The organism is Candidatus Eisenbacteria bacterium (genome assembly GCA_035577985.1).
GTDB lineage: Bacteria > Desulfobacterota > Binatia > DP-6 > DP-6 > DATJZY01.
In genome coordinates this window covers 14509-27932 of record DATJZY010000021.1, presented here as the reverse complement: position 1 = coordinate 27932, position 13424 = coordinate 14509, and the positions used below count along the sequence as shown (strand labels likewise).

Here is a 13424-nt window from a genome sequence, read left to right as displayed (position 1 = left end):
CGCTCCTGCAGCGCGCGCAGGATCTTCGCCTGCGTCTCGAGCGGCATGTCGCCGACCTCGTCGAGGAAGAGCGTGCCGCCGTCAGCCGCCTCGAACTTCCCCTCGCGCGCCGAGATCGCGCCGGTGAACGCGCCTTTCTCGTGGCCGAACAGCTCGCTCTCGACCAGCTCGCGCGAGAAGGCGGCGCAGTTCACCTTGACGAAGGGCTTGCGGCGGCGCGGGCTGTTGTAGTGGATGGCGTTCGCCACCAGCTCCTTGCCGGTGCCGCTCGGGCCGCGCACGAGCACGGTGAGGTCGGTGTCGGCGACCTTGCGGATCACGTCGAAGACCCGCTGCATGGCGGCGCTCTTCCCGACGATGTTCTCGAACTGGTAGGCGCCCGTCACCTGCTCCTGGAGGCGGCGGACGTCGCGTCGGAGCGTGACGCCCTCGAGCACCCGCTCGACCACCAGCTCCAGCTCGTCGTTGTCGAACGGCTTCGGCACGTAGTCGGCCGCGCCGAGCTTCATGGCCTCGACGGCCGTCCGCTCCGAGCCGTACGCCGTGATCATGATCACGGCGGTGTCAGGCGCGTGCTCCTTCACCCAGCGCAGCACGTCCATTCCGGACTCGCCCGCGAGGTTGAGATCGGTGATGACGAGGTGCACGGCGCCGCGTCCGAGCCGCGCGACGGCCTCGGTGACGGACCGGGCGGTGTCGACCTCGTGCCCGCGCGCCGCGAGCAGGCGCTGGATCGCGATCCCGATCGCGCGCTCGTCGTCGACGACGAGGATGCGCGCCATCACCATGTCGCCTCCAGGGGCAGATGGATCTCGAAGGTGGTGGCGCCGGGGTGGCTCGTGACGTCGATGCTGCCGCCGTGCGCGTCGATCGTGCGCTTGGCGATCGCGAGCCCGAGACCCGTGCCGCTCGGCTTCAGCGAGACGAAGGGCTCGAAGATGCGCACGAGCGCGTCGGCGGGAATGCCGGAGCCGTTGTCGGTGACGCGCAGCACGGCGCTGCCGTCGCTCGCGACGGCCCCCAATCGGAGCCGCTTCTCCGCGGCGCCGTTACCGAGCGCGTCGACGGCGTTCTCGACCAGGTTCACGAGCACCTGCCGCAGCTTCTCCCGGTCCACTCGTGCCACGACGCCGTCGCGCGTGTCCACCTCGGCCGCGATCCCGGCGGCCGCGAAGCGCGCCCGGAAATCGGCGGCGGTCGCGCGTACGAGTGCGCCCAGATCGACGGTGTCGAGCCGGAGCTCCTCGCGGCGCGAGAAGCGCAGGAGGTCGCGCACCTGCTGCTCGACGCGCTCGAGCTCGACGAGGATGATCTCGGCGTGCTCGGCGTTGAGCGCCGACGTCGGATCGCGTGCGAGCTGCTGGGCCAGGCTGCGGGCGGCGGTCACGGGGTTGCGGATCTCGTGCGCGAAGCGCGCCGCCAGCTCGCCGATCGCGGCGAGCTTCTCGGCGTGCGCGAGCGAGCGCTCGACCGCCCGTGTCCGCTCGAGGAGCGCGGCCCCGGCGAGCAGGAGCGCGAGCTGGTCGACGAACGCTTTGAACGCGGCAGCGTCGTCCTCGCGGAACGTCCCGCCGAAGAAGCCCGTGTTCATGAAGAGATGCCCCCACCGCCGCCGTGGGCTGTCGACCGCGGCCGCGCCCAGCCCCACGTTCGCCTCGACCAGCGCCTCGCGCAGGGCGAGAGGCAGCTCTCGCAGCTCGCTCGAGCCATACGAGCCCGCGGGGAGCGCATCGATCGCCGCGCCGCGCGGCCAGACGCTCAGCACGGGATCGAGACGGAAGTCGCCCACGACGACTGGCTCGCGGTCGCGGAAGATCATCGCGGCCCCGGGAATCTGGCGCACGCGGACCAGCTCGGCGAGGACGCGCCTCACGCACTCGACGACGCCGAGCTCGGGCGAGAGACCGTGCAGGAATTCCTGCAGGTCCTGCGCCTGGCGGCGGCTCCGGCGCACCACGATGCGCGTCGCGAGCGCACGCAGGAGCTCCTGGCCGCCCGTGAACACGGCCAGGATCGTCACGATCGCGCCGAATCCGAGAAGCGGATGATAGGCTGCGTCCACTCGCGGGATGGCGAACGTCAGCGTCCCCACGACGCCGGCCGTCGCCGCGAAGAGGACGGTGAGGACCACCAGCTCCGGCAGGACCCACCCCAGCATCCGCACGGCCATCGGCGCCGCGATCGCGAGGCCGAGCACGACTTCCCAGGCGACGTTGGCCAGCTCCTCGCCGCCCGCAAGCCACACGAGCGGCGCGATCGCGAACGTCGTCACGATGCCGATCTTGACCAGGACGACGTCGGGTCCACGCACCTCGCCCGCGTGCTCCGGTCCCCACGCGCCGGGACGCGCGTTGCGGAAGAACTGCACGAGGCAGAGCGCGCCCAGCACCGCGAACCCGATCTCGAAGACGTGGTGGCCGATCTCCTGCTGGTCCGGTGTCGCCCCGGGGCGCAGGCGCAGTGTGAGCGACGTGGCGGCGACCCCGGCGGCGATCCCGTAGTCGAGAAGGAGCCACGCGGCGCTCGGGCGTCGCTCGGGAAGCGGCAGGAGACGAAGCAGGTGCGCGAGGAGCGCGATCGTGACCAGCCAGGACACCTCGACCGCCGCGTTCCATGGCGTCCGCACGACGGCCATGATGTCGTGCGGCGTCGCGCCCGGAATCAGCGACTTCGCGAGCAGGATGAAGTAGTGCGCCGCCAGGGCCGTCGTGACGATGGGCATCAGGCGGAAGGCGCGGCTGCGCGGCCGGCGCACCCGGCGGAAGACCCACATCTGCCGCGCGATCACGGTGAAGAGCAGCGCGGGGACGAGGTACAGGCCGGCGGCGATGAGATCGCGCGTCGTCATGTCGTCCCCTGGGATCGCAATGGCGATGCCAAGCTATAACCCAAGCCGTTCCCGGCCCGCATCCCGTTCGATGCACGTCCGAGCATGCGGCCGGGGCGCATGCCGGGGGTTGCGGAGCCGACCCGCTGCCGGACCCCACCGCCGGAATCCTCGCGGCTTTTCCGGCGCGACCACCGTGGCACGAGCCGTGCTCATGGCAGACCGCAGGAGGTGCGTATGGTCCCGATGATCGACACCCTGATCCCCGGAATGGCGACGGCGGTCCTGGCGGTCGGACCGGCCTTCCTCGGCGTCATCATCGCCCTGCTGGCGGGGGTGGCGTGGCTCGGGGCCGGCGCGGCCGAAGAGCTTCGTCGCAGCGCCGCGCGCGAGTGGGAGGCCCGCACGCCCGATCCGGCCGGTCGTCACATCGACGATCGCCTCGCCGCGTGAGGAGCGCCGCCATGCACGCCGCGATCGCCCTCGACGCCGCGACGCCTCCGGAGCACGAACGCCGGGCGACGCGAACCGAATCGTACCCCGCGCTGCTCGGACGGCTCTCGCGCCTCTCGGTCAGCAAGCACTTCGACGCCTACGCCGACGTCGACTGGGATGCCCCCGGGCGCGCGATCGACGTCGAGGATCCGTGCTTCGAGATCGGCGACGACGAGCCGCTCGGCAGGACCGCGTGGTATCGCGCGCAACCGGCGGCGATCCGTGCGCGCCTGGGTCTCCACCTGATCGCGAGCCAGGTGAAGCTCGGCCTCGAGTTCGAGCGCACGCTGAAGCAGGGCCTCCTCGAGTTCGCGTCGACGCTCGAGGACGGCGCGCCCGAGTTCCGCTACGCCTACCACGAGGTGATCGAGGAGGCGCAGCACTCGCTCATGTTCCACGAGCTGGTGCAGCGCATCGGGCTCGAGGTGCCGGGCCTCGGATGGCTCGACCGCATGGGCTCGCGCCGCGTCGCAAAGCTCGGCCGGAAGTTCCCCGAGCTGTTCTTCCTGTTCGTGCTGGGCGGCGAGGAGCCGATCGACCACGCTCAGCGCGAGGTCCTGCGTTCCGGACGCCCGGTGCACCCGCTGCTGCGACGGGTGATGCAGATCCACGTCACCGAGGAGGCGCGACACATCTGCTTCGCGCGCGAGTACCTGCGCCACCACGTGCCGATGCTGCCCCCCAGGCGCCGCGCGTCGCTGGCGGTTCAGGTCCCGCTCCTCCTGGCCGACATGACGAGCCGCATGATGTACCCGCCCGCCAACGTCGTGCAGACCTATCGCATGCCGCGCGAGGTCGTCACCGAGGCGTTCACCCGCAATGCACAGCATCGGGCGTTCGTGATGGAGTCGCTGGCCGAGGTCCGTCAGCTGTGCGTCGAGTTGGGGCTGGTAACCTCGTTGACGCGGCCGCTCTGGCGGCGACTCCACATCTGGGACGACGCCGCGCTCGCGGCCTGAGCCACCTCCCCGCCGGCCGCCTGCGTGTGGTGCTATCGCCACATAGCAGCGGCGGCGCTACGTGCGGTTTGCAGCGCTCGCGGTCGGGCGAGGGGATCGCCGCGTTTCCGGGCCTTTTCGACGGCCCCGGCATGGCACGCCCGCTGCTCTCTACCGAGCAGGAGGTAGGCGGCAATGATGACCCAGATCATAACGATGACGTCCAGTGGGGCCCTGACGAAGGCGATGCTCGAGCCGATCGCGTTCACGCTGGGGCTCGCGGTTCTCGCGGGGGCGTGGTGGCTCGTCGGCCGTATCGGGGAGTCGGCGCGGCGCTCGGCCGCGCGCGAGTGGGAGGCACGGCACGCCCTTCCGCCGGTGGACGGGGATCGCCGTGTCGCGGCGTAGCCGCGGGATCACCAGTGCCGATGCGGGCGCGGCAGCGGGTCGTACCAACCCCAGAAGTACGGGTACCAGTACGGCCCCCAATAGGGGCCCCAGTAGTACGGGCCGCCGTAGTAGACCGGCTGCACGTAGGTGCGCTCGGGCCACAGGTAGACGACTTCGGCCGCCACATGCGGGAACGTGTAGTCGTAGTCGCCGATCTTCTCGGACACCGAGCCGTCGATCGTCCCCACGACCGTCACCTCGCGCTTGGGCGCGTAGATGCTCGGATCCCAGAATCCGGGTGCGCAGGCGACGAAGCGTCCCGTGGAGTTGTCGGTGGGACGCGGTCGCGCACGGCTGTCGAGCACCAGGGCGAGCACCTGGAAGCAGGTCGCGTCCTTGCCCGGCGTCGTCTCGACGATCGCGCCCCCCCACCGCACGCGCCCTCCGGAGTAGTCTTCGCTGCGCGCGTCGGCGACCGTCGTGGGCGGGAACTCGCCGGAGAGCGGCGCCGGCGGCCGCGGACAACCCGCGAGGAGCACCGCCGCGACGACGAGCGCGAAGCGCGACATGCACGCGAAGCCTAACCCCGGCGCCCCGCCCCGTCGACCACCCCGGCTATCGCATCTGCCAGGCGCTCGACGCCGCGATCGATCTCGCGCTCGGGAACCCCGGCGTAGCCGAGCAGCAGGCCGTCCTCGCGACGTGGCCCGAGATGGTGCACCGAGAGCGGGCGCACCGATATGCCCGCGCGAAGCGCCGCCTCCGCGACCGCCTCGTCACCGACGCCCCGTGGGAGTCGTCCGACGACGTGCATGCCGGCCTGGCTCGGCCCGATCGTGAGGAGCCCGGCCAGGCGGCGCTCGGCCGCGCGGAGAAGCCGCGTCTGCCGGCGTTCGTAGAGCGTCCGCATCCGCCGCACGTGCGCGGCGAAATGCCCTTCGGCGATGAAGTCGGCGAGCGCCGCCTGGACCACGACCGCCGCGCTGTGGCCGGTGTGCCGCATGCCGGTCGCGAACGCGTCGACCAGCGCCTCGGGAACCACGAGATAGCCGACGCGCAACGCGGCGAAGACGGTCTTGCTGAAGCCGCCCACGTAGATGACGCGGCCGCTCGCATCGATGCCCTGCATGGCGGAGAGCGGCCGTCCGTCGTAGCGGAACTCGCTGTCGTAGTCGTCTTCGAGGATCCATGCCCCCGAGCGCGCCGCCCAGTCGATGAGCGCGAGCCGGCGCGTCAGGCTCATCGTCACGCCGAGCGGCATCTGGTGCGACGGGCTCGCGTAGGCGACCTTCGCATCCGGCGCGAGCCGCGCGCCCGCCGCGACGTCGAGCCCTTCCGCGTCGACCGGGACGGCGATCGGCCGTGCGTCGGCGGCGAGGAGCGCGCCGCGCGCGCCCAGATATCCGGGCTCCTCGATCCACGCGGCGTCACCGGGATCGAGCAGCATGCGGCAGGCGAGGTCGAGCGCCGCCTGGGCACCCGCCACCACGATCACCTGCGCCGGACGACAGACGACGCCGCGCGCGGCGCCGAGGTAGCTCGCGATGGCCTCGCGCAAGGCGGGATGGCCGGCCGCGTAATGGTACCCGAGGCTGCCTTTGGTCGGCGTCCGCGCGCGGCGGGCGAGCAGGCGGGCCCAGGTTTCGATCGGAAACGCGTCGACGGCCGGAAGTCCGACCTGGAAGGCGCGGATGTCGACGCCTCCGGTGGCGCGACGCACGCGCGCGAGGGATTCGCCGCGGCGCGAGAGCACCGGCCGCGGCCCCGGCGTTTCGACGCGCGACGACGGCCGCGCGTGCAGCAACGCCTCGGGACGGATCGTCGCGACTCGCGTTCCCGATCCGACGCGCGACTCGAAGTAGCCTTCGTTCACGAGCTGCTCGAAGACGGCGACCACCGTGTTGCGCGCGATGCGGAGATCGCCGGCCAGGACGCGGCTCGCCGGCAGGCGCGTCCCGGGCACGAGACGTCCCGAGAGCACGGCCTCGCGAAGCGTGCGATAGAGCTGCGCCTGGAGCGGAAGCGCCGCCCGCCGGTCGAGCGCGAGCGTGCCGAGGATCGCGGGTGCCGTCGCCATGGGCCGACCCTAGCGCGATGATTGGCACCACGGCAATCAACGAATTGGATCTTCTCATGGGACCAATCAAGGTGTACGCCCACCGGTATCATGGAGACCACGCTACAGACCGAGCGCACCCGGGTCCGGCGGCTTCCGCAGCGGGCCGCCTACGACCGCGAGGCCGTCTACGCGATCCTCGACGCGGGGTTCCTGTGCCACGTCGGCATCGTCGAGCGCGGCCAGCCGGTCGTGATCCCCACCGCCTACGCGCGCGTGGGCGACGCCATCGTGCTGCACGGCTCGAGCAAGAGCCGCCTCGTCGAGGTGCTGTCGTCCGGCGCGCCCGCCTGCGTCACCGTGACGCACACCGACGGGTTCGTAATGGCGCGCTCGGCCTTCCACCACTCGATCAACTACCGCTCGGTCGTGATCCTCGGTCGCGGCGAGCCGATCACCGGCGAGGCCGAGAAGAACGCGGCGCTCGAGGCGTTCATGGAGCACCTGCATCCCGGACGCTGGGCGGTCGTCCGACCGCCCAACCCGCAGGAGCTGAAGGCGTGCGGCGTGGTGCGCATCCCGATCACCGAGGCGAGCGCCAAGGTACGGACGGGCCCGCCGCTCGACGACGCGGAGGACATGACGCTCGACGTCTGGGCCGGCGTCGTTCCGCTGACGCTCGAACGGGGGACGCCGATCCAAGACCTCGGATGATTCGGGAGGGCGTCGCCGGGCACGGCGACGCCGACGCGCTCGCGGGGTTCCGCGAGCTGGCGCGGGCGAACGCCGACCGTCTGCGCCAGGGCGAGCGGCTGCGCGGCCTCGCGGTGGCGATCGATCCCTGCGCTACGCCGAGTGGGTCACGGGCAGGCGCATCATGTCGGCGAAGTTCCCGGCGTAGAACGCCGCCTTCTCCGCCTCGGTGCGACCCGCGAGCGACGCCTCGAAGCGCTTGAGCGGGTTGCGGCCGCCCTCGACGTGCGGATAGTCCGACGAGAACATGAACACCTCGGGACCGCAGCGTTCGATCAACCGCCCGACGTCCTCGGTCGGGTACGGCGTCACACGCACCTGGCGTCGCACGTACTCGCTCGGTCGCAGGCTGAGCTCGCGAATGCGGCTCTCGGTGCGTCCGAACGTGTCCTTCACGATCTCGAGCCGCTCGAGCCACGCCGGCACCCACACGGCGCCGAGCTCGATCACGCCCACCTTGAGACGCGGGAACTTCTCGAGGATCTGGTCGAAGACGAGCGCGGCGAGCGCGACCTCCACCCAGTGGCTGACGGCCATGTAGAGCAGGCCGGTGAAGTTCTCGCCGCCGCCGTGGAAGTCCGTCTGTCCCTCCCAGCCGTTGTTCGAGAACCCCTTCGCGATCTTGCGGGGGGCGTCGTTCTCCACGTGGAAGAGTAGCGGCACGCCGCGCTCCTCGAGGAGGGCGTAGAGCGGGTGGAGCGCAGGATGGGTGATCGAGTGCGCCGCGGGAGGAATCGGCGAGATGGTCACGCCCTTCACGCCGGCGTCGAGCGCGAACCGGGTCTCGGCGATCGCACGTTCGGGGACGGTCAGCGGGACGAACGTCACCGGCAGCAGGCGTGGGTCCGGCGCGCAGAACTCGACCATGCCGCGCGTGAGCGCACGCGAGGTCGCGTAGCTGAGATCGACGTCGCGCACGAGCTCGGACTGGCCCGGCGCGAAGGTGGAGAAGACGAGCTGGGCGGCGAAGCCCAGGTGGTCGAGCGCGCGGCTGCGGTCCTCTCGATGGAACGCGCCGTACGCATCCCAGCTCTTGCGTGTCATCAGCTCCGCCTCGTGACGCTCGCGCTCCGCGGGATCGCCGGCGCGCCGGCGGCCTCGATCGATCATCCGCTGCGCCTGCTCCGGGAGGCCCGTCCCGCCGAGCGAGAACGGACGGATGCGATCGCGGAACGGCGGGTCGGCGTACGCCGGGAGCCACTCCGGCGTCTCCATCAGATGCGAGTCGGCGTCGTAGTACGAACGTCCCTCCGCGTACGGCATGGCCGCATTCGACGCCCACCCGAGGGCGGCGGTCAAGAGACCCGCGGGTCGCGTCTTGCAGAATGGCGCTCCATCGGTGGAAGCTCGGGGCCTCTGCGAGCCCGAGCGATGGCGAACACCCCCCGACCGGTTTTCGAGCTGCGAAGCGGCGAGACCTGGCGCGATCCGTTCGGATCATACGCGGCCCTGCGTGACCGCGACCCGGTGCACCACGCCGCGTGGGGAGACTTCTGGGTCCTCTCGCGCTTCGAGGACGTGTGGGCCGCCGCGGGCGACCCAGCCACGTTCTCTTCGGCGCAGGGGCTGACCGTCAGCTACGACGAGCTGAAGGCGACCGGGCTCGGCGACGCCATGCCGATGGTGTTCCTCGATCCACCCGCCCACACCGCCTTCCGGCGCCTGGTGACGAAGGATCTGACGCCACGCAAGGTCGGGACGATCGAGCCGGCGGTGCGCGAGTTCGTCGTCGAGCGCATCGAGTCGGCGCGGCGTGCCGGCGAGGTCGACATCGTCGCTCACCTCTTCAAGCCACTGCCGAGCTTCGTGGTCGCGCACTATCTCGGGGTGCCGACCGAAGACCGGCCGCTCTTCGACCGATGGACCGAGGCGATCGTCCAGGCCGCTTCGAGCGACGCCGCGCCCGCGTCGAGCGAGCCCTTCACGGAGCTCCTGGGCTACTTCGTCAGCTTGGTCGCCCGGCGACGTGTGGAGCCGGCGGACGACATCGTCTCGGACCTGACCCGGCTCGGCGAGGACGACGTGTCGCTCGCCCGGATCCTCGGTTTCGCGTTCACGATGGTGACCGGCGGCAACGACACGGTGACGGGCATGCTCTCGGGATCCATCTGCCTGCTCACCGAGCGACGTGACCAGCGTGCCCGGCTGCTCGAGGACCCGGCGCTCGTCCCGAACGCCGTCGAAGAGCTGCTCCGGCTGACGTCCCCGGTGCAGAACCTCGCCCGCACCACCACCCGGGACGCCCGGGTGCGCGGTGTCACGATCCCGGCCGGCAAGAAGGTGCTCCTGTGCTACGCGGCGGCGAACCGTGACGAGCGCGAGTTCGGTCCGACCGCGGGCGAGCTGGAGGTCGACCGCCGGATCGCCAAGATCCTCGCCTTCAGCTACGGGACGCACTACTGCATCGGCGCCGCGGCGGCGCGCCTGCAGGCGCGCGTGGTGCTCGAGGAGCTCCTGGCGCGCTGTCCGGACTTCGAGGCGGACGTCGCCGCGGGACGCTACGCGCGAGGGAGCTACGTGCGCCGGCACGACAGCCTGCGCGTGAGCTGCGCCTGACGACTACAGCGTGCCCGCGAGGGCCTCGGCCCGCGTCTGGCCGTCGGTGAGGAAGAGCACCAGCGCGTCGCGGCAGCCCGAGGAGAGCTTGTGCTTCTTCACCGCCTTGTTCGCGACCGGGATGCCGCCGCCGAGCGTCTTCGCCGCACGCGTGGCCCTGCGCTTCGCGCGCTTCCCGCTCCCGATGTCGCGGGCCTTCTGGAGCAGCGCCTGCGCCTTTCCGAAGCGCTTCGTCACACCGCGCGGCAGCGTTTCGCCCTGGCAGGCTAGGGCGTCGAACCCGCCCTCGTCGAAGATGCAGGTCGCCGAATCGAATCCGGTGCGCTGATCGTGGAGGCAGCAGCCGATGCCCGCGCCGCTGCACCCGTCCTGCGTGCACGGATCGCCGTCGGCGCATCCCTCGACGGTGCACGGAGGCGGCCCGATCGTGAAGCAGAGCGAGAACTCGGACGTCTCGACGCCCTCGGCCGAGGCCGTCGCCGTCACCACCTGGCCGGGATCGGCGGAGCCCCCGACCGTGGCCGAGAAGCTCTGCACGCCGCCGCTCGCCGTGATGGTCGTGGAGCCGAGGAACCGGGCCCCTTCGCCGGCGCCGGACGGATCGCAGGTCGGGTTGGCGAAGAACTCGAGGCGATAGGTGCCCGGCATCGCGTCGAGCGTTCCCGCGATCGTGGTCGGACCGCCACAGCCGCCGAGGGCGCTCGTCAGCACCGGGAAGTTCTGGAAGCCGAGCCCGTTCACTCCGATGTCGCCGTCGCCCGCGTCGTTCGGCGTGATGCCGTCGCCGCCGAAGTCGATGCCGAGTCCCACGTTGTCGCGGATCACGTTGCCGAGGATCGCGGTCGGCGCGCCGGCGTCGGGCGAGAACAGCACGCCGCCTTCCTGGTTGTTGGCGATCGTGTTGCCGGTGATCGTCGTATCGAACGCACCACCGATGACGGCGATGCCACCCTCGGTGTTCCCGAGCGCGACGCTGCCGCCACGGTCGACGCCGATGGCGTTGTTCTGGACGACGGTGCGCGTCGATACCCCGGCGATGATGATCCCGCTCTTGAGGCTCGCTCCGATGACGTTGCCCGCGCCCTTCGCCGTCCCGCCGATCACCGTGTCCTCCGAGGAGAGGTCCACGATGATGCCGTCGAAGTCGTTCCCGATCGCGACCGTGCCGCCGGCGTCCGTTCCGATGAGGTTCCCCACGATCGTCGTCCCGTTCGCGCGGACCCGGATGCCGGCGCCGGGGCTACCCGCGATCACGTTGTCGATGACCGTGGTCATGGGGCCGTCGACGACCACGGCTTCGGAGGTGGCGCCGAGCTTCGTCGTCCCGGTGCGATCGAGACCGATCACGTTGTTCTCGATACGATTTCCGGTCGCGCCCGGGAGACTGACCTGGACCTGCCCCATGATGACGTTGCGCGCCCCGAGCGTGGAGCCGCCGATCGTGCTGTTGGTGCCGCCGTACACGAGCACGTTCGTACCGTGCCCGACACCCGTGGAGTCGAGACCGGTCGTCCCCGCCCGGTCCGTCCCGAAGAAGTTCCCCTCGACGGTCGTGCGGGTGGCGGGGGCCTCGATCGACACCGCGTGGGTGAATACGTTCACGACCAGACCGCGAACGGCACAGTCGGCCGCCTGGATGCGGATCGCGTAGCTCGGTGCGAACACCGAGGGCGGCGTGGTGACCTCGACCGCGAGCACGGCGTTGCTGCCGTTCGTGAGCGTGTTCCGGCTGGACCCCGTCTGCGTGTATCCGTCGATCGTGAGCGGCTGGGTGATGATCGGCAGCTCGCCGTTGAGGACGATCGCCGGTGGATTCGACCCCAGGTTGAACGTGATCGTGTCGGCCTCGGCCGTCGCGTTCGCCGCGGTGATCGCGTTGCGAAGCGTGCCCATCCCGGAATCGGCGGTGCTCGTCACGGTGAACACCGCGGCTCCCGCCTCCGAGACGAGACCGATCGCGAAGAGGACACCCGTCCAGCCGGCACGCATGCCTCCGTCATGGGGGATGGGAGGCCCCAGCGTCAACTGGGCGGCGCGCTAGCGAAAGTCGCCCATGTCCTCGTGCTCGATGCCGAAGTGGTGCGCGATCTCGTGCACGACCGTACGCACGACTTCTTCTTCCAGCTTCGCGCCGTCGCGACAGGTGATCTCGTGCGAGCGCTTGAAGACGATGATCGTGTCGGGATCGTCCGTGCTGAGCGCACTGCGCTGGGGCCGCGGCACCCCGTGGTAGACGCCGAGAACGAACGGGTCCTCTGAGTCGAGCGGCGGATAGTCGTCGACGGTGACGACCGTCTGCCGCAGGTACTTCTGGAACCGCCGCGGGATGTGATCGATCGCGCGCTCGACCAGCACGTCGAACTCCTCGGCCGAGAGTCGCAGCGGCACGAAGAACTGCTTGGGGTGGAGGCGCGCCGCGCGGGCGAACTCGCGATCGGCCTCGGCGGCGCGGCCGAGGCGATCGAGGCAGAGTCCGCGGTCGTGGTGCAGGCTCGCGCGCTCGTCGTCGTCGCGCAGCTTCGCCGCCCGCCCGAGATCGTCGAGGGCTGCGAGCGCGTCCTCGAAGCGTCCGAGGTCGAGGAGCACCGCGGCCCGCTCGCGTCGCGGCCAGAAGCGCCGCGGCGCCCGCACGAGGATGGCGTCGAGCACCTCGAGCGCGGGGGCGAGGCGGCCGTCCTCGCTCGCGAGCATCGCATCCCATTCCATCATGTCGATGGATTCCGGAAAGCGCGTCCGCCCGCGCTGGACCTCGCGACGCAGCGCCCGCGCGTCGCCCTGTCGATCGAGCTCCTCGATGCGGTCGAGGAGCCGCCCGAGGGCTTCCTCGTCGCGCGGCGTCACGAGTCCGCGCCGAGAGCGCGTCGCATGCGCGCCGTCATCTCGGTGGGCGTGTAGGGAATGCGTGGCCCAGGAGGTCCGGGCGGCCCGAGGGCGATCCGCACGAGCAGGAAAGCCGGCCCTTCCTTGGCGAGAAACGCCGGCACCTGCCCCGTGAGCTCGGCGGGCGTCTCGACGCGCCCGACCCAGGCATAGCCCGCCGCGCGCGCGACCGCGTCGAGCCGGACGCGATCGGAGATGGTCCGCTGCCCGCCCGTCGAGGCGTGCGCCGCGTTGTCGAAACAGACGTGGAGGAGGTTCGTCGGCGCCGCGACGGCGATCGTCGCGAGGGTGCCCATGTTCATCAGCACGTTGCCGTCGCCATCGAGCACGAGGACGCGGCGCGAAGGGCGCGCCGTGGCGATGCCGAGACCGATCGACGAGGCGAGCCCCATCGACCCGATCATGTAGAACGACGCGTCGCTGTCGCGCGCGCCGTACGCCGCGCGCGACATGAAGCCATTCGAGCACACGCACGCCTCGTTCGTGAGCCGAGGCATGATGATCGCGAGCGCGTCGGCGAGCGTCATGG

General features: G+C 71.1%; 13 protein-coding genes. 5 read left to right on the top strand and 8 right to left on the bottom strand.

Annotated elements, in window-relative coordinates:
* Nucleotides 1–788: sigma-54 dependent transcriptional regulator (locus VMS22_02705; GenBank protein ID HXJ32923.1), on the bottom strand; the 788-nt coding region annotated here is incomplete at its 3' end.
* Nucleotides 782–2848: an ATP-binding protein gene (locus VMS22_02700; GenBank protein ID HXJ32922.1), complete on the bottom strand. Its 2067-nt coding sequence runs from the start codon at nt 2846–2848 to the stop codon at nt 782–784. The genes VMS22_02705 and VMS22_02700, both read right to left, overlap by 7 nt.
* Before the next feature lie 216 nt (nt 2849–3064).
* Between VMS22_02700 and VMS22_02695 the strand changes: the two genes are divergently transcribed.
* From VMS22_02695 to VMS22_02685, 3 genes are all read left to right on the top strand, one after another.
* Nucleotides 3065–3280: a hypothetical protein gene (locus VMS22_02695; GenBank protein HXJ32921.1), complete on the top strand. Its 216-nt coding sequence runs from the start codon at nt 3065–3067 to the stop codon at nt 3278–3280.
* Nucleotides 3281–3291: 11 nt separating this feature from the next.
* Nucleotides 3292–4281 (top strand): diiron oxygenase, encoded by a 990-nt coding sequence (locus tag VMS22_02690; protein ID HXJ32920.1) that lies wholly within the window; start codon nt 3292–3294, stop codon nt 4279–4281.
* A gap of 177 nt (nt 4282–4458) precedes the next feature.
* The gene (locus tag VMS22_02685) at nt 4459–4668 is read left to right on the top strand and encodes a hypothetical protein (GenBank protein HXJ32919.1); all 210 of its coding nucleotides are present in this window, start codon (nt 4459–4461) and stop codon (nt 4666–4668) included.
* Nucleotides 4669–4676: 8 nt separating this feature from the next.
* Here VMS22_02685 and VMS22_02680 read toward each other — a convergent pair whose 3' ends face one another.
* Nucleotides 4677–5219 carry a Slp family lipoprotein gene (locus tag VMS22_02680; protein HXJ32918.1) on the bottom strand — a complete coding sequence of 181 codons (543 nt, stop codon included), beginning with the start codon at nt 5217–5219 and terminating at the stop codon, nt 4677–4679.
* Between the two features lie 11 nt (nt 5220–5230).
* Entirely contained in the window at nt 5231–6727 is a 1497-nt protein-coding gene (locus VMS22_02675; GenBank protein ID HXJ32917.1) for a PLP-dependent aminotransferase family protein, read from the bottom strand.
* Nucleotides 6728–6817: 90 nt separating this feature from the next.
* Here VMS22_02675 and VMS22_02670 point away from each other — a divergent pair, with 90 nt between their 5' ends.
* A complete protein-coding gene (locus VMS22_02670; GenBank protein HXJ32916.1) occupies nt 6818–7420 on the top strand; it encodes a pyridoxamine 5'-phosphate oxidase family protein in 603 nt (200 codons plus the stop codon).
* 132 nt (nt 7421–7552) lie between these two features.
* Here the strand turns inward: VMS22_02670 and VMS22_02665 are convergent, their stop codons facing one another.
* Complete coding sequence (locus VMS22_02665) at nt 7553–8722, bottom strand: amidohydrolase family protein (GenBank protein HXJ32915.1); 1170 nt, start codon at nt 8720–8722, stop codon at nt 7553–7555.
* Between the two features lie 108 nt (nt 8723–8830).
* Here VMS22_02665 and VMS22_02660 point away from each other — a divergent pair, with 108 nt between their 5' ends.
* Entirely contained in the window at nt 8831–10015 is a 1185-nt protein-coding gene (locus tag VMS22_02660) for a cytochrome P450 (GenBank protein ID HXJ32914.1), read from the top strand.
* Between the two features lie 3 nt (nt 10016–10018).
* Here VMS22_02660 and VMS22_02655 read toward each other — a convergent pair whose 3' ends face one another.
* Genes VMS22_02655 through VMS22_02645 form a run of 3 tightly spaced genes read right to left on the bottom strand, consistent with a single transcriptional unit; the run spans nt 10019 to nt 13422 of the window.
* Nucleotides 10019–12004: a right-handed parallel beta-helix repeat-containing protein gene (locus VMS22_02655; GenBank protein HXJ32913.1), complete on the bottom strand. Its 1986-nt coding sequence runs from the start codon at nt 12002–12004 to the stop codon at nt 10019–10021.
* Nucleotides 12005–12052: 48 nt separating this feature from the next.
* A complete protein-coding gene (locus VMS22_02650; protein ID HXJ32912.1) occupies nt 12053–12856 on the bottom strand; it encodes a metallopeptidase family protein in 804 nt (267 codons plus the stop codon).
* Complete coding sequence (locus tag VMS22_02645; GenBank protein ID HXJ32911.1) at nt 12853–13422, bottom strand: thiamine pyrophosphate-dependent enzyme; 570 nt, start codon at nt 13420–13422, stop codon at nt 12853–12855. Before VMS22_02645 ends, VMS22_02650 begins: the two co-directional genes overlap by 4 nt.
* Between the last annotated feature and the right edge of the window lie 2 nt (nt 13423–13424).